Genomic DNA, 21,281 nt, shown 5'->3' with positions numbered 1-21,281 from the left:
TCGGGGGTGCCTCGCCTTTCTGCGTCGAGGTGCTGAGCCGGGGCCCGCTCTATTTTTCCAGCGTCAGGAAATAGTCGAAGATTTCCGGCACGTTCCCTTCCCCCATGCCTGCGGCGACGGCGGCCTGAAGGTTCTTTGACGTGCCCTGTGCGATCTCGGCTTGCGTGCCCAAATCCTCGGCCATTCTGAGGAAATAGCCGAGATCCTTGTTGGCGTTGTTGATCGAAAAGCCCAGATCGCTGATCCCGTCGATTGCGTAGTTCTTGCAAAAGCCCATGAAGGGCGAATTGGACGGGCCGGTGGACATGATGTCATAGAGCTGCTTGCGATCGACGCCGGCGCGATCTGCCACGGCAAAGGCCTGGCTCATCGTGCAGACCGTGGTCATGCCCATGAAGTTGTTGATCAACTTCGTCACATGCCCCGCGCCCAGCGCGCCGAGATAGAATACGTTCTCGCCCTGTTCGTCGAGCACCGGCTTGACCTTGTCGAAGGTCTCCCTGTCGCCGGCCGCCATGATATTCAGCAGGCCGTCCTTGGCATGGGCCGGAGTCCGACCGAGCGGGGCATCGACCATGCCCGCACCCTTTGCCGCCAGATCGGCACCGATCTTGCGGGTCGATGCGGGGATCGAGGTGCCGAAATCGATGAGCACGGCACCGGGCTTGATGCCGGCCAGAATGCCGTCGTCGCCGTAGACGACCTTTTCGACCACGTCGGACGTCGTGAGACACAGCATCACGATGTCGCTCGCCTCGGCCAGTTCTTTGGGCGATCCGGCCTGCTTTGCGTTGCCACGGGCAAGGACCGCCTCGACGGCATCCTTGTTGAGATCCATCACGACGAGATCGAAACCCTTCTTTTGAAGGTTCTCAACCATATTGCCTCCCATGAGGCCGAGGCCGATAAAGCCAATGACGGGTTTGGACATGCCATGTTCTCCCTTTTGTCGTCTTGTTGATGGTTGGATCAAAGAAAATCTTCACGGTGCGGCGTGAAGATATCGAGGAGCGTCCCGGCTTCGATGCAGGTCGCTCCATGTTCGATATTCGATTTCTTATAAAGAGAATCCCCCGCGGACACGGTGTAGGTGTCGTCGCCCACGGTGAACTCGAACTTGCCGGACATGACGTAGGTGACCTGCTCGTGCGGGTGATGGTGCCGCGCCGCCACCGTGCCGGCTTCGAAATGCACTTCGACGCACATCACGTTGTCATTGTACGCGGCGACCTTTCGGGTCAGCCCGCCTCCGACATCGACCAGTTCGTTTTCGTTTGCGGGAAAGTAGTTCTTTGTCATTCACGTCTCCGTCGGGTGGGATCGGCCAGGCACGGGCAGGGCGGCCCCGTGTGGCAGCATTCGTCTCGTCTCGTCACGTCTTGGCCAGCTTCTTCATCACCACACGGAAGCTGTTTTCGTCGGCGTCCGTGAAATACAAATCCGCGTCGTAGCCCTGATCGTCGAGGAAGTGGAAAATCCGCTTCGGATCGCTCAGCCGGTAGGGCACGAGCAAGGTCGCAATCCGGTGACGGGTCGAGGCAGGATATTGCGCCGTCAGACAGGTGCTGACGGGCAGCCCTTCGTATTCCGACGGGTCGACATCCGGAAATCCGGTGTGCTGCGACATCGTGGGTTTTCCGGCCTCCGACCAGACCACCTGTCCATAGAAGCCCGCCCGTTCGCCGATGTTGCGAAAGGACGTCTGGCCAAGCTCGAACGGGGCGTTGGCATGCAGAAGCCATCCCAACGTGACCGGCGTTTCGGCATCGACGCTGTCGACGATGACGAAATAGCTGTTCCGCACAAAGTAGATTTCGCGCTCGGCCAGGGTCACTTCGGGCGACAGGCTCTGATAGGCCGCCGTGGCGTCGCCACGCAGATAATAGTGGTCCTTGCGTTGCTCTGCGGCGAGGATCTTGCCGGAGGCGGCCATCGCTCTGGCCTTGTCCTTTTCGGCATACTGGCCTTTCCCGTTGATCAGGATCGCGTTCTTGGACCGGGTCTGCCGCCGCCATTTCTGGTGCATCGTCGAGTTGAAGGCGACGTAGTAGCCGGACTGGATCGCCATATCCTCGCCATAGGCAGCAAGGCAGAAGGCGTTCTGATCTCCGTGGCTGTGACTGATCGATCCGAAGGCCGAGGACTTGAAGACCAGTTGCATGTGCTGATCCGGGTCAGCCATTTCATGCTGAATTCCGACCCAGCCGATGCCCTTGAAATGGCGCATTCCGCTGGCCGGTGGCGTGGCCTCGATGGCGGGGCAGCAGGTCAGATACACCAGCTCATCGAAATTCGTATCCCACCAACCCCAGTTGTAGAATGCCATCTCGGTGCCGGGATTGAGGCGGTTCAGCTCTTCGAAATACCACTGATATGCGCCGTTGCCCGTCTCGCCGGCGAACTGGCGCATGTTCATGCCGGTCTTGATCCCCGGCAGCTCGCCCATCGTGCTGTCGTCGCCAAAGGTCGCGCGGCGGGTGTTGGGCGCCTTGCAGAACAGCGGGAAATCGGCGGTGTGTTGAAAGAACGGACGCTTGTAGAGATCGAGCCCGGCGTAGGACTTCAGCAGGTTGGCCGCATCGATCAGATAGGCCATGCCCATCATCCAGTAATTCGTGCCTTCGGCCCAGCCGCCGTCGCTGTCGCCCCAGGGGGAATAGACGGTGAACAGAAACTCGATGCAGTAGTTCAGCCAGTCGCGGGCTTCGTCGTCATCGTCGTCGCCCAAAAGGGCGATGCAGGCAGGCACGAGCGTCAGCGAGACCGAGCGCACGGCGTGGCTGTCAAAGGGAAAGAGGTGGATCTTGGCATTGTGCATCGCGTGATCCGCGATATCGCGCGTGCGTTCCAGCAGGGCTGCACGCACCGTGGCCCGCTCTGTGTCGCTCAGGTGGTCATAGAGCCAATCGTAGCCCCATGTGAGCGTGTTGGTGACCCGGTAGGCCCATTCGTCGGTATAGGCTCGCGAGGTGACCCCCATCGGATCCCAGCTTGCGGCCTCCAGGAGCCACGCCTTGGCGCGGCCCAGCATATCGCCGTCCTTGGTGACCTGCCCGCCGATGGCGAGGTGGCGCACCGCATACATATGCTCTTGCAGATCGATATAGGTCTGCCGCCAAATCGGGGCGACCCGCTTGTGATCGGGGTATCCGGCCGGTTCGGACATGACGTCGCGCGTCATCCATGGCAGGACCGATTTCTCGTAGAAGTTCGACCACGAACAATGCCCGGCGTCCTTGGAGACATCCTGGCGAAACGCCTCGAGCCGGTCCGGCTGCAACCACAAGCGCGGATGCGCCGTGGTGGCCTTTGCGAACCGCTTGTCGCGCGACGCCAGGGGCGTTTCGGCCAGATCACCGGCGATGGTGAACGCACGCGAGCTGCTCCAATTGGTCACCGGTTTGCCGGTGTTCGGATCGCAGACCGCATAGGACCAGTGATAATCGCCCGCGGGGAAGGTCACGTCCGGCGTAAAGAAGTTGAGTGGCAGCCTGGCAAATGTCTTTGTTGCCTGCGCCGGGTAGGCGGGGTCGGTGGACACCCGCAACACATACTGTGCCTCGTCCGCGATGACCGGCAGCCACGTGAAGCGGGGCGGATTCTCGACCACGTCGGTCTTGGCATCCGGCGCATACTGGATCATCAGGCGGCCCGCTTTCGGTTCGTCGAGCTTGGAGAGTGTCTTGGCGGACATTGCAGAGCCTTGTGTTCTGATACGGGGGAGGGAGCGTGGCCGGATTGGCCCGGCCACGCGGTTTTGGTGACGGGTTAGCCGTACTGGCGGGCGTAGGCCGAGTTCATGACGTCGAGCACTACCTGGTAGCCCATGTCGTTGAGCGTCTCGATGTAGTCGTCCCAGTCGGCCTCGACGTCGCCGGATCCGAGGATCCACGCCTGATTGCGTTCGAGCATGTATGTCCGAAGCGACGGCCAGTAGCGGTCATAGATGGCCTGCTCGTCTTCGTTGAACGCCACCCCGAGGAACTGATCGACAAGGAGATCATTGGCGGAATAGAGCTCGATGCCTTCGCGGGCGGCTTCTGCGGTCCACTGCCATTCATAGCGGTAGTCCTGCCAATAGCCGCGCTGGATCTGGGCGCCTTCCAGATACATCTGGCTGTTGACCGCCTGATCGCTGTTCAGCACTTCCGGCTTGTAGACCGGTTCGCCATCGACCATGTCCCATGTCCGGCCCTCGACGCCGAAGTTGGACAGAAGGCGGCCCTCTTCGGTGAACCAGAAGTCGAAGTATTTGACGACTGTGACCGGATCGGCGGCTGCATAGCTGATCGCCCATCCGTCGGGCTTGATCGGAATGCGGCGGTGCTCTTCCATCCGCACGCCGCTGACCGAGGCCGGCGGCAGGAACGGCACGAAGTTGAAGCCTTCGACCTTGTCCGCTAGGGCTGCGTTGTAGCCCGAGGTGGAGGCGAACCAGTCATGGGTGATGCCGCCCAGGTTCTCGCCCAGCAGATAGTCACGCGAGGAGGAGCCGCGCGTAAAGATCTCGGCGTCGATCAGGCCTTCCTCATACCATTTGGCGATGTTGGACAGGCCGACCATATAGGCGTCTTGCGCATAGGGATGAACGACCTGACCGGCCTCGTTGACGTAAAAGTCGTGATAGGTGTCGGAGCCGGAGGAACGGGCGTCCCAGAGCGTCAGCAGCCGGTTCACTTCTTCCCATTGGCGGGCAAAGTACGGGACCTCGTCGGCAAGGCCGTTGCCGTTGGGATCCTGATCCCGGAACGCGACCATCACCTCGTAGAGTTCGTCGACGTTTTGCGGCTGTTCGAGGCCGAGTGCATCCAGCCAATCCTGACGGATATACCACGCGCGGCCGAATTCGCCGTCGGGCAGATAGGGGATGTAGTAATAGTTGCCGTCATAGGCCGAGATCGCCTCTTGCAGACCGGGGTGGCTGTCCCAGAACGCCTGGATGTTGGGAGCGTGCTCGGCCACAAGATCGTTGAGCGGGACGAAGGCACCTTGTGGGCCGTATTCGTTGACCGGCTGCTGGATCAGGTGACCCCCGACGATGTCGGGCATGTCACCGGCGGCGATCAGCAGGTTCATCGCTTCCGCGCTGTCGGTGGTGTTCTTGCCGAAGGTCTCGTCGATCAGTGAGATACCGGTCATGTCGCGAGCGGCCTGTTCCACCGGGTAGATCTGGCTCGCATCGCCGCCGACGCCATAGCCTTGTGCGCGCGGCCAATGCATGTGGATCGTCAGTTCGGTCGGTTCGTCAACAATCTGCAAGTGTCCGTCCGCGAAGGCTGGGGCCGTCATGGCCGTTGTGGCCAGCATGACGAGTGAGAGTGGTAGTTTTCGCATGAAATCCTCCCTTGGATGCGAGTTCCGAGTTATTCCTTCACTCCGCCCAGCAAGATGCCCTTGCTGAAGTATTTTTGGAGAAAGGGGTAGACGAGCAGGATCGGGATGATCGAGCAGACGATGATCGCCGCACTGACCGTCTCGACGGAGTAGGGCGCGTTGATCAGCGTGGCGGCAAAGGCCTCGTCATCCGTCAGTTCGGTGATGACGTGGCGCAGATAGACCTGCAGCGGGATCTTGTCCTCGTCTTGCAAGAGGACCATCGCCCAGAAGAACCCGTTCCAACGTGACACGATGCAGAACAGCGCGACCGTCGCGATGGCCGGTTTGGACAGCGGCATGTAGACCTTCCAGAGCACCTGGAATTCGTTGGCCCCGTCCATCCGCGCGGCTTCCTCGAACGATTGCGGGATCCCTTCGAAGAAGTTCCGCAACAGGATGATGTTGAAGCCGTTGACCGCAAATCCGATGATGATGCCGAAGTAGCTGTCGAGCAGTCCGAGATCGCGCATATTCAGAAAGAACGGGATCAGACCGGCGTGAAACCACATCGTGAAAGCGACGGCGAGGTTCCAGAATCTGCGCCCGTAGAGCTGTGGCCTCGACAGGGCATAGGCGCCCGGAATGATCAGCACGAGGCTCATCAAGGTGCCGCCGATGGTATAGATGAAGGTGTTCTTGTAGCTCGTCCAGAATTGCGGCTCGCTCAGCACCTGCTTGTAGGCCTCCAGCGTGAACCCGATCGGCGTCAGGATGACGTTGCCGGCGCGGGCCTCGAAGCCGGTGCTCATCGACAGCGACGTGATGTAGATGAACGGATACAGCGCCGAGAGTGCGAACAGGCCGATCAGAACCATGTTGAGGATGACGAAGAGCTTATCGCCGCGCGAGTAGAGGTTCATGTTTGTCATGGCGTCTGGTCCCCTACCAAAGCGATGTGCGCGAATAGCGCTTTGAGATGGTGTTTGCGGTCATCACCAGGGTGAAGGCGACCACGGCGTTGAACAGGCCGGCGGCGGCGGCAAAGTCGTATTGTCCGCCCTGAAGGCCCTGCCGGTAGATGAAGGTGTTGACCACATCCGCCGTTTCGTAGGTCGCCGGCTGATAGAGCAGGATGATCATCTCGAAGGAGATCTCGAGGATGTTGCCGATGCGGATGATCAACATAATGATGATCGTCGGCAGGATCGACGGCACCGTGATCTTCCAGATCATCTGCCAGCGGCTCGCCCCGTCCACCACGGCGGATTCGTAGAGTGTGGGCGAGACGCCCGCGATGGCGGCGAGGTAGACGATGGATTGAAAGCCGGCCTCCTGCCAGATCCCCGTTCCGACGAAGATCGGGCGGAACCATTCGGGTTTCGTGAGGAAGTAGATCGGTTCGACACCGAACCAGCCGATGATCGTATTCACGATGCCCGCGGACGGCGAGAATGCCGTGATGACAATGCCTGCGATGATCACCGACGAGATGAAGTGCGGCAGATAGACGATGGTCTGGACCGACTTTTTGAAGGTCTGATTGAGCACTTCGTTGAACATCAGCGCCAACATGATCGGCACCGGAAAGCCGAACATCAGACCATAGAAGCTCATGATGATGGTGTTGCGGAGGGCTCTGAGAAACTGGTCGTTGTTGAACAGCGTGTGGAAGTGCTCGAAACCGACCCAGGGACTGGCCGAGATCCCGCGAAAGATCGAGTAGTCCTTGAACGCGATCTGCAGCCCATACATAGGCTTGTAGAGAAAGATGACGAGCCACAGAATTGTGGGCAGCAGCATCAGATAGAGCTGCCATTCCCGCTTCATGTGATCGCCGAGCCTGACCATGCGGCTGGGCTTGCGGCGGCGCCGGGCTTCGCTGGCATCAAAGACCAGTTCTTCGGTGCTGGGCCCGGTGAAATTCGGATCGTTGCTCATTGCACCATCACCTGTCCGGGCAGGGCCATGCCTGTCTGTGCATCGAAGACGCGGATCAGATGCGGCTCGATGGTGAAGCCGGAGATGTTGTCCAGCAGGCGCATTTGTCCGACGGTCTCTGTCCGGATCACGAAGGGTGCGCCCTGAAGGCTTGCGTGGACCAGGGCTTCGGACCCGAGCGTCTCGATCAGATCGACGTCGACGGCGACGCGGTCGGGCACGGTGTGATCGGCCACCGTCACGAATTCGGGCCTGACGCCGAGGATGACGTCTCGCCCGACGGCGTTCTGCAACGAAGGGATCGGCGCCAATGGCACCTTGTTGCCGTCGAACTCTGCGACGGGGCTGGAGCCACCGGACGCGATGGTCGCCTTGATCATGTTCATCGGCGGCGCGCCAAGGAACTCGGCCACGAAGGTGTTGACCGGGTTCAGGAACAAATCCATCGGCGTGCCGATCTGTTCGATCCTGCCGTCGTGCATCACGACGATCCGGTCGGCCAGCGTCATCGCCTCGATCTGATCGTGGGTGACGTAGATCGACGTCACGCCGAGGCGCTTGTGCAGCCGCTTGATCTCGGCGCGCATCTGGGTGCGCAATTTGGCGTCGAGGTTGGACAGCGGCTCGTCGAAGAGAAAGACCTTGGGGCGGCGCACGATCGCGCGGCCCATGGCGACGCGCTGGCGCTGCCCGCCCGACAGATCCGCCGGACGCCGCTCGAGATAGGGAGTCAGCCCGAGGATATCGCCCACTTCCTGCACTGACGAAGCGATCGCTTCCTTGCTTTCCTTGCGGATGCGTAGGCCGAACGCGATGTTGTCGGCGACGTTCAGATGCGGGTAGAGCGCGTAGTTCTGAAAGACCATGGCAACGTCGCGGTCCTTGGGGGCGACGCGATTGACGTGACGATCGTCGATGGTCAGGTCGCCGTCGGTGATTTCCTCCAGCCCGGCGATCATGCGAAGCGTCGTGGATTTGCCGCAGCCGGACGGGCCGACAAGAACCACGAATTCCTTTTCCTGCACTTCCAGATCGATGCCATGGACCACTTGAAGCCCGCCGTAGGTCTTCACGATTCCCTGTAGACTGACACCTGCCATGCTGGCCTCCCCTTAAGTGCAGCTCGAATTCTGCGAATTGATCCTGACGGCCGATTCGCCGCTCCTCGCAAACTGGTATACTAGTAAAAGATCTGGTATACTAGTATTAAAAGTTATAGTAGCGTAAAGACGAGAGGAGCTTCTCAATCGAGCGGCATCGGAACTACTTCGCGCGCCGCGCCGCGCCGTGACGCCCGGGCCGGCTTCCCGTATCGGCAAGAGAAGCAATGCTATTTGGAGTTTTGTAATGGTGCAGGTGAACCAGACACGCGATAGACGCACGAGCGTCGAAGAGATCTTCGATTATCTTCACGAAGAGATCCTGACACTTGGCTTGCGCCCCGGTGACAGGATTTCGGAATCGGATATCGCGGCGCAGTTCGGTGTGTCACGCCAGCCCGTCCGCGATGCCTTCAGTCGGCTGGCCAATCTCGATCTGCTCGTGATCCGGCCGCAACGCGCCACCGAAGTGAAACGCTTCTCGACCAGAGAGATCGTGAAATCGCGTTTCGTGCGGCTGTCCGTCGAGAAGGAGGTTCTTTGCCGGGCGGCGCGACTCTGCGATGCAGAAGGGGCTGCCAGTCTCGACGCAGCACTCGCTGACCAGGAAAAGGCCCTCGCTGCGCGAGACGTCGAGGGGTTCGGCGCACTCGACTACGCATTTCACCAAACACTTTGCGCCATCGCGCAGGCCGAATTCGCATTCGAAGTCATCATGGCCGAGAAATCGAAGGTCGACCGCTTGTGCATGTTGGGCCTCTCCAAGGTCGACCGGATGCCGGAACTTGTGGAGGACCATCGCAAGATCGCCGACGCAGTGACATCCCATGATGAGACCAGAGCCGTCGATGCCGGCGTGCTGCATTTGTCGAGGCTCGACGAGACCATCGAATGGATTTCGGCCACCAACGCCAATTATTTCGAGAAGCTCGACGGCTGAACACCGTGAATTCCGACCGAAGCTGTCTGGCAACCGCAGGATGCGGGGTCGTCGGGCTGCGGCCATAACGGACAAAGAAGATCGCACCGATGAGTCACAATAGCGACGTTCCCTCCGGCCCAACCGTCTGGGACGTATTCGGTCTGGCCTGGCCCATGACGCTAAAGGCGATCATGCTGCACGGCACCGTGGTGATCGACGCCTATCTGGTGTCGGCGCTCGGGGAAACCTCGCTGGCCGCGATGGGGCTGGCTGCCGCCATCGCGGGGTTCGTCTTGGGAGCGATTCTCGCCTTTTCCAACGCGATGCAGATCCGAACGGCGCAAGCCTTTGGCACCGGTGATGCGGTCTTTCTGAAATCGGCGCTTGCAGCAGGCATGACGGTCAACCTCGCCGTGGGTGCCGTTGGGCTTGCGCTCATTCTCGTGCTGGGGCGGCCGGTGATCGACGCGATGGCACCGAACGCTGACGTCGCGTCGCTCTCGGTCGACTATCTCGCGATCTTTTCGCTGGTCATCCTCGGCGAAGCCGTCGGCCAATGCCTTTCGAGCTACTTCAACGGCTGCGGACGCACGAAGCTGCCGCTCTACAGCTTTTGCCTGTCCGTTCCGGTCAACGTCGCGACGAGCATCGTGCTGATCTACGGATACTTCGGCTTTCCGGCCTTCGGCGTAAAAGGGGCGGCGATGGGCAGTGCCATTGCGATCTGCGTGCAGGTTGGGTTCCTCGTCTATAGTTGGGTCAGGGTAGATGGGCATTTGCGGCGCGTCGTGGGCTGGCGCCAGTCCAGCTTTGGGCGCAGCCTGAGACGCCACCTTGCGTTCTCCTTGCCCATCGCCGCGACGTTCTTCAGCGCGACCTTTGCCACCCAGATTTGCACGTTGATCTATGCGCGGCTCAGTTTGAACGAGTTTGCCGCGATGACGATCATTGCCCCTTGGATCATGGTCACCGGAACCATCGGGATGCAGTGGGCGCAGGCGACTGGCATCATCGTCGCACAGCTCTTGGGGAAGAAACATCCCGAGGCGGTGCTGGATCAGTTTCTCGGCAGGGCATGGCGGGGAGCCTTTGTCGCGGCTGCTGCCGTTGCGATCTTTCTTGCCGCAGTCTGCCTGTCGGCAAATCTGCTATACGCGGACCTCAACGTCGAGACCCGCTCAATGCTGATCGGCTTTGTGCCGATACTGCTGCTATTGCCGTTCCCCAAAGGGTCGAACGCGATTTGCGGCAACACCTTGCGTGCCAGCGGAGACACGCTCCACGTGATGTATATCTTCATCTGGTCCCAGTGGTTGTTTCGCGTGCCGGCGACCGTTCTGGCCGTGGTGTATCTGGACCTGAGCGCCTTTTGGGTCTTGTCGATCACCCTGATAGAGGAGCTGATCAAGTTCCCGGCCTTTCACCGGCGCCTGTTTCGCGGCGATTGGAAGCGCGCCGATATTGCGGTTTAGGCTGCTTTTTGTGGCGCACTCGGCGAGCAGGCACGATTTGCGCTGGGCCCTTGTCGGACGCCGTCGACCACCGCCAACGGCGTCCGGTGCGGTCGTCGGATCGAGCACTTGGCTTGCGGGACGAACCGCGCCCAATATTTTACCCGGGTGTTGGGACCGCCACCCACGTCAGACCTGCCGACGCCATTCATACAGGGCATCGGGGCACTTCTCCTCGTTGCCGGACCCGTCGGTCTCTTTGACCCTCTCAAAGCCGTTGCGTTCATAGAAATTCACGGCACGGACATTGCGCTGAAAGACCCACAATTGCAGCATGTCGTGGCGCTCCTTTGCCTTGTCGAGCAGCGACAATCCAATTGATCGGCCGACGTGCGACGGCAACAGGTAGAGATGATCGACCCATCCGACCTGAAACGCGCAGAAGCCGACAATCGTCGACCCGTCTTCCGCAACCCAGACGTCGCATTCGGAGAAGACCCTGTTTCGATAGAACTTCTTGTCGTCTTCGAGCGAATGCAGCTTGGGCAGGTAGGGAAGGAAATGGGCCCGCGACACGCGCGCAAGCGCTGCCACCTCGTCGGAGTCTGAACGCTGCGCCTGCCTCACTGCGATTTGCGTGCTCGAGATGACCGTTCTCCCTTTCACAGCCGCCGGATGCCCGGCTTTCGCCGCCTAGTAGTTCCACATCGTCCCGTCTTGCAGCCGCACAACCGGATGACTGCCGGGTTTGTAGCTATAGCGTTTCGCTTCGGTTTCGTCGAAGTCCACTCCCAAGCCGGGGGCGTCGCTGACATGGATCATACCGTTGTCCATCCGATGATCCGACGGAAAAAGCGCGTCACATTCGGGCGTGCCGAGCACAAGATACTCCTGAATGCCAAAGTTGGGCGCCCATGCGTTCAGGTGCGATTGAGCGGCCATGGATATCGGCGAGTGGCTGGGCGCTCCGTGAAAACCGGTGCGCACATTGTGCAGACCTGCAAGATCGACGATCCGTTTCACTGGTGTGATCCCGCCGCCGTATGTCACCGCGATGCGGATGAAGTCGATCAACTCGTCCTCGATCAGACGATTGCAGTCCCAGACCGAATTGAAGACCTCACCGATGGCGATTGGCGTCGTGGAATGCTGTCTGATCATGCGCAGGGCGTTCTGATCCTCGGCCGGGGTCGGATCTTCCAGCCAGAACAGCCTGGCAGGCTCGACGGCCTTGGCGAACTCCGCCGCCTCTCGCGGCAGCAGGCGATGATGAACGTCGTGGAGGATCTTCAGGTCCGGGCCAAAGCGGTCGCGGATTTCGGCCAAGGCGTCGGGCATGTAGCGCAGGTATTTATCGGTGTCCCAGACCTCCACCTTGGGGCGGATGCCGGCGAAGTCGGTGATGTAGTGCTTGCCCTCGCCCTTGTGCTCGGGGACGGCGTAGCTCGCCGTCGGCATGCCGGGAATGCCGCACTGCACGCGGACCGCCTTATAGCCCTGCTCGACGTAGTGTGAGATCGAATCCATCAGGTCTTCGAGATCGCTGCCGGTGGCATGGGCGTAGACCATCGCGCCATCGCGGCTCAGACCGCCGAACAGCTCGTAAACCGGCATGTTCGCGAGCTTGCCCTTGATGTCCCATAGCGCCATGTCGATCGCGCCGAACGCCGCCATGGCGATGGGGCCGCGCCGGAAATAGGCTCCGCGATAGAAGAATTGCCAGATGTCCTCGCTTCGTCTTGGGTCCAGGCCGATCAGGTTCGGAATGAGGTAGTCCTGCAGGTAGGCCGCCGGCAGGGTTTCACGGTTGTTCAGTGTCGCGTCGCCGAGGCCGTAGACGCCTTGATCGGTCATGATCTTGAGGGTCACGTAGTTCTTGGCGGGGCCGCCGATGAATACTTTCGCGTCGATGATCTTCATTTGGTCATCCTTTGTTCAGGCCAGATGTTGCACGTCGGTCCAGGCATCGTTGGTGCGGATCAGATCGATGATGTGCTGATACCGGCTGCCTTCGCGAAAGGTCGGGTAGGGCGCGACCTCTTCGCCGCGAATGTCTCGGACGAATATCTCCGCGAGGGTGTGCCAGCATTGCTCTGTCTCGCCGGTGACATCGGGCCGGGACGCTTGGATGTCGGGCGGCAGCGGAAGCTCGGCCCATGACTTGCTCTCGCCCCAGTATGACAACGGCCCGCTGCCATAATGCCCTTTGAGGTAGATGGCCCCCTTGGTGCCGTAAAACACGATGTGGTCGTCGTGGAACCGCGGCACGAGCCCGCCATGTTTGAACAGCACCGAGACCGGTTCCGCGGCGAATGAACTCCGCAGACGGGCCATGACGGTATAGGACCACTCCACATCGCTTTCGCCCCATTCGAGTGACGGGTCGTTCAGGTCTTCGGGGATGTAGTCCCGGCGCGTCGCGAAGTTGTGGACCCCTTGGACGATCGGAGCCCTTTTCAGGTCGTCGCGCACTTCGCCGAGAATAGACAGAACGGTCTCGCCCACCACCGAGGTCACAATCGACAGGTTGTGGGTGAAGTTGTTGTTCAGACGGCCGCCGCCGTCCTTTTTGCTGTGCGACCAACCAAAGGGTATCCCCCGCTCGAGGTTGAAGTGCGAGATGCATTCGACCTCGGTCGGCTCACCAATGGCGCCCTCGGCGACCAGCCGCTTGGCGTGCAAGACGCTCGGCGTATAGCGAAAGCTCGCCGCGTAGGCCGTCTTGACCCCTCGCTTGCGGGCGAGTTCATAGAGCTCTGCCGAGGTGTCGCCGCTCGCCGTCATCGGCTTTTCGCAGAACACGTGGCAGCCTCGCGCAATCGCCTGCTTGATCGGGGCGTAGTGCGTTCCGCCCGGGGTCGCGATCGAGACGATATCAGGCTGGCAAGCGGCCAGCGCCGCGTCCCAATCCGTTCCCGCATATGGAATCGCCATCTTTCGCGCCACGTCAGAGACGACACCGCCCGTCCTCCCCACGATGCCGACGATATCTGCACCTGCGGCACGGAATGCGTCGACATGGCCTTGGCCTGCAAATCCGGTCCCGAAGACCAGCACCTTTAGTCTGTCCGCCATGTCTCAAGTCTCCATTTGGGAGACTAGTATACTAGATGAAACTCGAGCGGTCGGCAATAGCCGTTGGGGGTGTTTCTGTCGCGATATATCGGGAATTGGCGTTCGAGATGTTTTCCGAGCGCAAAGGGAATGATGGGGGCGTTTCCGCCCTGGGCCAGCGATACTGGGAAGTGCAGGCTCCCGCACTTTCAGCGGCTGCGTTTGTGTCAATTCCGGCCTCAAAAGCGCATGTCAGTCCGGGGCTATGACCGACGGCGTCATGCCTCTGGCCGTCTCGGACCGACCGGGCGACGAATTGGAATGGGTGCGGCCGATGCACTCGATCAGCACGCGAACGATCCTCCTGATCTGCTTGGGGTCGTAAGGAAAGTCCGAGATCACCGTGATCATGGCCTGAGCATAGTTGCCCAACAGGGCCGTCGACAGGAAGTCGGTGTTTTCGTCAGACGGGATCCGGTCGCGATAGAGGGGCTCGACCGAGGCTTCCATTCTGGCAAGCATTTGGTCGGCGACGTCTTCCTTGGGGGCGAATTGATTGTAGACTGCCTTGCGCGTTTCAGATGCGCGACGGGCGATTTCCTCGACGCTTGCAGCGTCGATACCCGAGGCACCAAAGACTACTTTGGCCGCATTCACTATCTCGTCGCGGGGTCCGGTTTTTCGCTTCTCGCGCGTCGATTGGCCCCGTTTCGACATGGAGTTTTGGCGGCAAGGATACGTTTTGCTCTTGGCGGTCGCGATGGATTGCACACTTATATGAACAAGGGGTCATCGTTCCCCAATGGCTCGGAACACGACGGAGCGCAGGAGAGATGCAGGCCGGATATGGAACAGACCTCTGGTTGATCGACTGCCCACATGTCAGACCCGCTTCTCGACCTTGTTTCCCGAATGTTTGGCCCAATACGGGGCCGCCCAACCACCTGCTATTCGATAGGCCGCGCATGATTCTGAAAGCCAATTCTGAGATCCAGTTCCACGCGGGACCGGGCCCCGCAAAAAGGTGCTCCGTCGATCCGCCCGAGTCCGATTTCTGCGAAGGAGCGCCCGGCAATTGGCGGGGGCGTATGAGCCCGACGGCTTCTCTCGGCCGTGCGTTCCCCGGGCTGGAAAGAGTGCTCGACTAGATGTGCGCCCGAGCTCACCCCTCGACAAACACCGCCGCGTTTCGCCTTGTTCGGGCACTTCCCGATAGCGTTGCAGGTTTGCGGATGATGCACGCGATGGCCTACGCGACGGGTTGGGTCTTGCCGCGCGGCGTTCGCCGGGACATCAAGCGGGTCCCTCGTCAGGACGGAAGCTCGATCAAGGTCGAGGTGTTCCGGCCAGAAAACGCCGCCGGCCCCTTGCCAGTCGTATTGCATCTGCATGGCGGCGGTTACGCCATCGGTGCCCCGAGGCAGGATTACCGTCTGTTTGCCCGGCTCATGGCGGCACGGCCATCGATCATCGTCGCGCCGCATTATCGACGGTCCTTGGAAGAGCCTTACCCGGCGGCCCTTGATGATTGCCATGACGTTCTGCTCTGGCTGAAGACAGATGCCGCGGCTCTCGGGGCGACCGATCATCCGGCAATGGTCATGGGGCTGAGCGCCGGAGGCGGCTTGGCGGCAGCTCTATGCCTTCTGTCGCGGGATCGCGGAACGGGGTCGATCGGGGCGATGTTTACGGTCGGCGCGATGCTCGATCATCGCACGTTCACCACGGATATCGACCCGGCGAACCTGTCCTGGAGCGCCGGGAAGAACCGTCTCGCGTGGCGCTTGTATCTGGATGGGGAGCCCGCGACGCCTTATGCCGCACCGTCCTGCGCAGGCGACCTGACGGATTTGCCGCCCGCTTTCGGTATCGCAGGGGACTGCGATCTCTTTCACGCCGAGAACGTCGACTATTTCTCGCGGCTTGCCGATGCCGGCGTCGCGGCGGAGTTCCACTCCGTGGCCGGAGGATACCACGGGGTCGAGGTGTTCGCCCCGGCCGCTGAGCCCGGCAGAACCATGTCTGGATTGATCGGTGACGTCTTTGGGAAAGCCATCGGCACATGCCTTTCTCGCGACCCCGTGCAACCGTAGCCGCAGATCCGGAACGGCTTGCGGTCGTCGCCTTCTACATTGCTCATGCGCGGGGAGGGGCCGGTCCACCTCGGGGCAGGGAGTGATACGATGCGGGAGGTCCGCCGCGCTCACTGCGGCATTTGGGCAGACGCGGGGCGGAGCCCGGTGGTAAGGGCGTGGCGGGCAGGGTCCTGGCGACCCGTTGCGCTTCCAGCCGCGGTGGCTCGCCCTTACTTCTTCTTGCGGAGCTTGCCGTAGAAGCGCCGGTTGGCCTGCACGAATTGCTCCAAGACGGCGCCCAACCCGCCGAATTGGCGGCCCTTGAGATAGAGGTATCCGGAAAAGGCGCCGATGGCGGCGCCGGCGGTGTCGATGATGAGATCCTTCATCGTATCGATCAGCCCGGATTTCTGCATGTTCATGCCGAATACCTGATCCATGGTGAATTCGAATATCTCCCAGAGCGTGCCGATCGACAGCCCGACGCAAAAGGCGAGCGCCGCCAGTGCCCAGGCCGGTGCGGCATAGCGGTCACCTTCGAACAACATGAAGATGAGCAGGAAGCCCATCGCGCCGAAGCTCAGCGCCGAAGAGAAGTGCAGCGCCACATCCCACCACCAGAATCGTTCGTAAAAATCCGCAACCTCACCGAGGAACAGCGTCGCGAAGATGAAGACGACCATCGCGGTCAAGATCGTTCTGGGCAGTTCGATCCCGAGAAAGCGGGCAAAGCGGTTTGGCAAGAACGTCAGCCCGAGCGTGGCAAGGGCCACGAAGACGGCAGACCAAGCCTGCGTCCAGAGCCCCGTCACGGCCTCGGCCAGCAGGATGATCTGGACGATCAGGACGACGATTGGGCTGGCCTTGGAGAGCATGGGGGTTCCGTTCTGCTGCGTTGGCCCCAATATAGGACATATGTCCGATTTCGCACCCCTACGGCTGGCTAGCTACAACATCCGCGCCGGATTGGGCACGGATCTGCGCCGTGATCCGCTGCGCGTCATGGCGGCGATTGCCGCGTTCAAGGCCGATGTCGTCGCGCTGCAGGAGGCGGATTTCCGCATGGGGTCGCGCCCCACGGCCCTGCCGTTGCCTTTGATCGAAAGCCACACCGGGCTGCGCCCGCTGCCCGTGGCCGAGAACGATGTCAGCCTCGGTTGGCACGGCATTGCCCTCTTGGCGCGGCCCGACCTTTCGGCTGACAAGATCTATCGCTTTGCCCTGCCTGGGCTGGAGCCGCGCGGCGCCGTCGCGGTGGATCTGCCTGATCTGCGCGTTGTCGGCGTGCACCTTGGCCTGTTGCGCCACTCGCGCCGTGCGCAGCTGGATCATATTCGCGAGGAGCTCGACGCGTTGCCCGAGCGCCCGACTGTCATCCTTGGCGATTTCAACGAATGGTCGCGCAAGGTGGGCCTCGGACGACTGGCCCGTCGATATACGATCCTGACACCGGGGCGGACCTTCCCTTCGACATTGCCGATGGGGGCGCTGGACCGCATCGCGCATTGCGACCGTCTGCATGTCCGAGTGATCGACCCGCCGAGCAAGGCCAAGGGGCGTCACCCTTCGGATCACTTGCCCATCCTTGCAGAGATTCGCGCCATCGACGCCGGATAGAGGATGGACTGCAGGCAGATGCCTTCGGGGCCGGCGCTGTTAACCTGCGCTGCTCCCGCGGGGACATCGCTCTCCGGGCGGCTCAGATCTGGATCAGGTGGTTGTCCCAAGCCAGATCATTGCGGCGGCCGGGACCAGTGGGCAGCGTGTCTCCAAGGTAGCGCAACTCGCCGGTTCCGCTGGTGACGGCAAAGCCGCCCGGCACTTGCACGACGCCACACACATCCTCGATGGTCAGCGATCCGATCTGTTCTGCCGCTTCGACGTCATAGGTCTGCACGACGTTGCCGCGGGGCGAGGTGGCGGCGATGGTCCGCCCGTCGGCCGAAACAGCGATGCTTCCGACATATCCTTGCATGTCCCGTCCCGCGTCGCTGTCCGGTGGCATGAGCGTGACCTGTTCCCCCAGCCGGTGATGCCCGACGAGTGACGGCGCGCGCCCGTCTCCCTGCCATTGCATCCCGAAGGCCACCCGTTGATCCGAGCAGATCGCGAGATGCCGGATCGAGTTCTTGTGCATGTCTCGTGGCAATTCGACCGTCTCGATGATCGCGCCGTCCCGCAGATAGGCGAGGTTTGGCGTCATCGTGGCGATGTTCAGCTTCGTGCGCCCTGACTCCGGGTGGGTCTCGATACCGCCGTTGGCCACGACAAGGCTTTCGGACCCCGGCAGGCGTTTGATATCATGCGGACCGATGCCTCCGCCGTCCCATTCGTCGATGCGGACATAGCCTGCCGTCGCGTCCCAGACGCCGATCCGGCCCCGGCCCGCCTCGTAGTCGTTTTCCGTGGTGTAGAGCAGCTGCCCATCGGAGGAGAACGCGCCGTGACCATAGAAGTGCCGGCCAGCCGGAGCTGTCAGCATGGCGGCCTGCTCGCCCGACACGCAGTCGATCACGACGGCAAAGGCCCCGGGGCGGCGGGCGAAGGCGACGGCTTCGGGTCTTGACGGATGCGCTGCGGCGGCGTGCCCGCGGGCCGGCAGCCGAAGCCGGAAGGTGGGGTTCAGAGCGGCGTCGATCCCACAGAGCACGAATGTGCCGTCGCGGAGGGCGCCCGCGGACAGGAACGACGGCGATCCCGCATCGGCCCATGTCGGCTTGGGGGCCAGCCCGGTGGCCAGCAACCCCGCGATGAACTGGCGGCGGCTCGTTGCCATCTCAATCACCGTCGAGCGCGTTGAAGCCGGCCGAAACGCCCAGTGCCTGGCCCAGCCCAGTCAGGACCGTCGTGCGAATGGTGCCGACGGCCTGACTGAGGACCTCGATCCTGAAGCGGGTTTGTGGGTCGGAGACACCGGCAAACACGGGAACATCCAGTTCGGCGAGCCTCGCCAGCGCGTCGGCGAACTGCTGGTCGAGCGTCGCGGTCAGCGCGGCGTCGCCTGCGGCCAGATGCCCGGCCAGATCGTGCAGGGCCTCGAGGCTCAGCGTGACATGCCGTGCCGAACGCCCCGATCTGCGCGCCTCGGCCCGCGTCGGCCGGGGCCGCTCAAACGTGCCCAGTGGACGGCCGAGGCGGCTGTCCTGCGTGAATTGCAGCCCGGCTGTCAGCGCCTTGAGCAGCTCTCTGAGAACCTCCTCATCATTGCGGTAGAGCGCCTCCGCGCCGGGGGTCAGCAGAACATCGGCATGTTCCTCAACCCAATCGCGATGGATGGCGGCAGCGGTTGCGGCGATATCCGCGGCGACCGTCTGAACCAGCGTGCAATGGTATTGCGCGTCGCCCTGCTGCAACAGCGCATCGTCGTAGATCAGGAATTCGAGCGCGTAGAACCCGCGTGCCGCGATCGAGACATCGGCGTAGCTGTCTGGATCGAAGGCGATGGGGTCCTGATCCGCGATCAGCTTGGCCAGCGCCTGCGGTGTGGCACCACGGCTGTCGGGCCAGAAGGCCAGCGCAAAGGCGCGATCATCGACCTCGGTCGGGCCGAACCGCAGATGGCTGGCCGAAATCCACGCATCGAACGCGATCCCGTAGGCGCGACGCAGATCCTCTGAGGCGGGAAGACATGTCTCTTGGGCCACATGTGACAGGGTGTCGGTGGTGGTGGCCAGCGCCTCGAACCGGGGCAGGATGTGATCGTCGATGATGTCGGGGATCGACGGGTCCGCCGCTGCCTGGACCGGCGCGCAGACCAGCGTCGCGGCGAGAAGGTATCGTTTCATAGGCTCTCCAGAAATCTCACAAGTGCGGCGCGATCCTCGGCTGGCAGGTTGACCACGGAGTCCCGCGCGGCCTGAGCCTCGCCCCCATGCCAAAGGATCGCCTCGATCAGCGACCGTGCCCGGCCGTCATGCAGGAAATAGGTATGACCGCTGACCTGCCGGGTCAGACCGATGCCCCACAGTGGCGGCGTCCGCCATTCCCGTCCCGTCGCACGGCCTTCCGGACGATCGTCGGCGAGGCCCGGCCCCATGTCGTGCAGCAACAGATCGGTGTAAGGCCATATCAACTGAAAGCTCTGTTCGGGCTGATCCGCGAGCCGGTGGGTGACAAAGCTGGGGGTGTGGCAGGAGGTGCAGCCGAGGGAGTGGAAGATTTCCTTGCCGCGCAGCACCTCTGGATCATCCACGTCGCGGCGGGCAGGGACGCCGAGGTTGCGGCTGTAGAAGGTCACCAGATCCATGCCTTCGGCGTCGATCTCGGTGCCACGGTCGTCGTTGTCGCCGTGGATGGCGGCCTGACAGAGCGTCTGGTTGGCCGTGCATTCCCCCGCACCTGCCGGAAACAGCGGGGTAGAGATGCCGATGTCGCCCGCGAAGGCGCTGGCCGATTGTTCCATGATCGTGGGGCTGCCGGCCTTGAGGCCGAACCGCCCCAGCATGGGCTGGTCGAACTGCACCGACCAGACGATGTTGGGCCGGCCGGAGATACCATTGCCGTCGAGATCGTCGGGGTCGGCATTCGCGAGCAGATCGGCGGCCGGTATCGCCTCCAGCAAGCCCAGCCCGATCATTTGCGGGGCGACCCTCGGTGACAGCATGGCCCCCTCGTGGAGCGGGCCATATCCCAGATTGGCGGCCTCGTAGGTCGGATGCCGCAAGGCGACCTCGGTGCCATCTGCAAGGCGCACGATTTCCTCGTCATAGCGCACCGCGAGCCTGTATTCCGAGGCATGGCCCGGCACGGCAAAGTCCTGCAATTGCGACCCGTAGGTCGGATCGGGCAGGGTGGCGATGTAGTCGGCGATTTCCGCGACGGCAGCACTTTCCGCCCCGCCCTCGGGATCCATGATCGACACCCGCAGAAACATCGACACGGCGTTGTCGTCTGCGTTTTCCGGCGGATGCCCGCGCCCGTCCTTGATGTGGCACCGCTGGCAGGATCGCGCGTTGAACAACGGACCCAATCCGTCGGAAGCCAGTGTGGAGGAGGGTGAAGACACCCAGAGCTTGCGGAACAACCCGTTGCCCAGCTTGAACTCCAGCTCGTCCTCGAAGCTGATGTTGCCGGATGGCTGGGAAAACGCATTCGCGTCGGGCAGCACGCGCACGGTTGCCGCGCCCGCAGGCCGCTCTTCGTAGGCTTGGGCGGATGTGAAATCAGTGGCGCGCGCCGTGGCCGCGGCGATCCGGGCTGCCTCGGCCTCGGTGCGCGGAACGACATTCAGGTGCGGATCACCCAAGCCGACATAGGCGGGTCGTGCGGGCGTATCGGCCAAGGCCACGGAGCCCGCGGCCAACGTCGCCAGCAGCAGGTGGCTCGGCGTCATCCATCTGGATCGTGTCAAACTGCGCATGGGTCCTCATCGCGCTTGGCCGTAGGGGCGCTGCGGCGGCAGGTCTGTGCCATGCCGAGGTGATGG

General features: G+C 62.0%; 19 protein-coding genes. 4 read left to right on the top strand and 15 right to left on the bottom strand.

Translation table 11 applies throughout. From position 1 onward, the window contains the following. Nucleotides 1-49: 49 nt before the first annotated feature. The 7 genes from LOM8899_RS02350 to LOM8899_RS02320 all read right to left on the bottom strand — a co-directional run bounded on the left by LOM8899_RS02350 (nt 50) and on the right by LOM8899_RS02320 (nt 8,354). Nucleotides 50-931 carry an NAD(P)-dependent oxidoreductase gene (locus LOM8899_RS02350; RefSeq protein ID WP_093990543.1) on the bottom strand — a complete coding sequence of 294 codons (882 nt, stop codon included), beginning with the start codon at nt 929-931 and terminating at the stop codon, nt 50-52. A 38-nt stretch (nt 932-969) separates the two neighbouring features. Then, complete coding sequence (locus LOM8899_RS02345) at nt 970-1,299, bottom strand: cupin domain-containing protein (protein WP_093990542.1); 330 nt, start codon at nt 1,297-1,299, stop codon at nt 970-972. 73 nt (nt 1,300-1,372) lie between these two features. Next, nucleotides 1,373-3,694 (bottom strand): heparinase II/III domain-containing protein, encoded by a 2,322-nt coding sequence (locus LOM8899_RS02340; RefSeq protein ID WP_093990541.1) that lies wholly within the window; start codon nt 3,692-3,694, stop codon nt 1,373-1,375. Nucleotides 3,695-3,768: 74 nt separating this feature from the next. Beyond that, the gene (locus tag LOM8899_RS02335) at nt 3,769-5,334 is read right to left on the bottom strand and encodes an extracellular solute-binding protein (protein WP_245820409.1); all 1,566 of its coding nucleotides are present in this window, start codon (nt 5,332-5,334) and stop codon (nt 3,769-3,771) included. A 29-nt stretch (nt 5,335-5,363) separates the two neighbouring features. Continuing rightward, complete coding sequence (locus LOM8899_RS02330) at nt 5,364-6,245, bottom strand: carbohydrate ABC transporter permease (RefSeq protein ID WP_093990539.1); 882 nt, start codon at nt 6,243-6,245, stop codon at nt 5,364-5,366. A 13-nt stretch (nt 6,246-6,258) separates the two neighbouring features. Then, nucleotides 6,259-7,254 carry an ABC transporter permease gene (locus tag LOM8899_RS02325; protein WP_093990538.1) on the bottom strand — a complete coding sequence of 332 codons (996 nt, stop codon included), beginning with the start codon at nt 7,252-7,254 and terminating at the stop codon, nt 6,259-6,261. Then, the gene (locus tag LOM8899_RS02320) at nt 7,251-8,354 is read right to left on the bottom strand and encodes an ABC transporter ATP-binding protein (RefSeq protein WP_093990537.1); all 1,104 of its coding nucleotides are present in this window, start codon (nt 8,352-8,354) and stop codon (nt 7,251-7,253) included. The genes LOM8899_RS02325 and LOM8899_RS02320 overlap by 4 nt, the downstream gene beginning before the upstream one ends. 247 nt (nt 8,355-8,601) lie before the next feature. Here LOM8899_RS02320 and LOM8899_RS02315 point away from each other — a divergent pair, with 247 nt between their 5' ends. Next, nucleotides 8,602-9,294, top strand: coding sequence for a GntR family transcriptional regulator (locus LOM8899_RS02315; protein WP_093990536.1), 693 nt, complete (start codon nt 8,602-8,604; stop codon nt 9,292-9,294). 89 nt (nt 9,295-9,383) lie between these two features. Next, nucleotides 9,384-10,748, top strand: a complete 1,365-nt coding sequence (locus LOM8899_RS02310; RefSeq protein ID WP_093990535.1) for an MATE family efflux transporter — start codon at nt 9,384-9,386, stop codon at nt 10,746-10,748. Between the two features lie 168 nt (nt 10,749-10,916). On the opposite strand, the gene LOM8899_RS02305 is transcribed toward LOM8899_RS02310, so the two are convergent. The 4 genes from LOM8899_RS02305 to LOM8899_RS02290 all read right to left on the bottom strand — a co-directional run bounded on the left by LOM8899_RS02305 (nt 10,917) and on the right by LOM8899_RS02290 (nt 14,438). After that, a complete protein-coding gene (locus LOM8899_RS02305) occupies nt 10,917-11,321 on the bottom strand; it encodes a GNAT family N-acetyltransferase (RefSeq protein ID WP_245820408.1) in 405 nt (134 codons plus the stop codon). A gap of 99 nt (nt 11,322-11,420) precedes the next feature. Continuing rightward, nucleotides 11,421-12,647 carry a D-mannonate dehydratase ManD gene (manD, locus tag LOM8899_RS02300; protein WP_093990534.1) on the bottom strand — a complete coding sequence of 409 codons (1,227 nt, stop codon included), beginning with the start codon at nt 12,645-12,647 and terminating at the stop codon, nt 11,421-11,423. A gap of 15 nt (nt 12,648-12,662) precedes the next feature. After that, nucleotides 12,663-13,802 (bottom strand): Gfo/Idh/MocA family protein, encoded by a 1,140-nt coding sequence (locus LOM8899_RS02295; protein ID WP_093990533.1) that lies wholly within the window; start codon nt 13,800-13,802, stop codon nt 12,663-12,665. A gap of 231 nt (nt 13,803-14,033) precedes the next feature. Continuing rightward, nucleotides 14,034-14,438 carry a TetR/AcrR family transcriptional regulator gene (locus LOM8899_RS02290; RefSeq protein WP_168770449.1) on the bottom strand — a complete coding sequence of 135 codons (405 nt, stop codon included), beginning with the start codon at nt 14,436-14,438 and terminating at the stop codon, nt 14,034-14,036. A gap of 575 nt (nt 14,439-15,013) precedes the next feature. On the opposite strand from LOM8899_RS02290, the gene LOM8899_RS02285 reads away from it, so the two are divergent. Then, entirely contained in the window at nt 15,014-15,874 is an 861-nt protein-coding gene (locus tag LOM8899_RS02285; RefSeq protein ID WP_168770448.1) for an alpha/beta hydrolase, read from the top strand. A gap of 212 nt (nt 15,875-16,086) precedes the next feature. On the opposite strand, the gene LOM8899_RS02280 is transcribed toward LOM8899_RS02285, so the two are convergent. Beyond that, nucleotides 16,087-16,731 (bottom strand): DUF2238 domain-containing protein, encoded by a 645-nt coding sequence (locus tag LOM8899_RS02280; protein WP_093990530.1) that lies wholly within the window; start codon nt 16,729-16,731, stop codon nt 16,087-16,089. A gap of 40 nt (nt 16,732-16,771) precedes the next feature. Here LOM8899_RS02280 and LOM8899_RS02275 point away from each other — a divergent pair, with 40 nt between their 5' ends. Beyond that, entirely contained in the window at nt 16,772-17,473 is a 702-nt protein-coding gene (locus LOM8899_RS02275) for an endonuclease/exonuclease/phosphatase family protein (protein ID WP_093990529.1), read from the top strand. A gap of 82 nt (nt 17,474-17,555) precedes the next feature. On the opposite strand, the gene LOM8899_RS02270 is transcribed toward LOM8899_RS02275, so the two are convergent. From LOM8899_RS02270 to LOM8899_RS02260, 3 genes are read right to left on the bottom strand one after another with little or no spacing between them, the layout of a single operon-like run. Then, entirely contained in the window at nt 17,556-18,632 is a 1,077-nt protein-coding gene (locus LOM8899_RS02270) for a DUF1513 domain-containing protein (protein ID WP_093990528.1), read from the bottom strand. Between the two features lies 1 nt (nt 18,633). Continuing rightward, on the bottom strand, nt 18,634-19,641 hold the full coding sequence (locus tag LOM8899_RS02265; protein WP_093990527.1) for an imelysin family protein: 1,008 nt from the start codon (nt 19,639-19,641) through the stop codon (nt 18,634-18,636). Then, entirely contained in the window at nt 19,638-21,188 is a 1,551-nt protein-coding gene (locus LOM8899_RS02260; protein WP_093990526.1) for a di-heme oxidoreductase family protein, read from the bottom strand. The genes LOM8899_RS02265 and LOM8899_RS02260 overlap by 4 nt, the downstream gene beginning before the upstream one ends. Nucleotides 21,189-21,281 lie beyond the last annotated feature (93 nt).

Origin of the sequence: Flavimaricola marinus, from assembly GCF_900184895.1 — a bacterium.
GTDB classification, from domain to species: domain Bacteria; phylum Pseudomonadota; class Alphaproteobacteria; order Rhodobacterales; family Rhodobacteraceae; genus Flavimaricola; species Flavimaricola marinus.
Note: the sequence above shows the minus strand (reverse complement) of the source record. Positions and strands in the feature narration are given on the sequence as shown.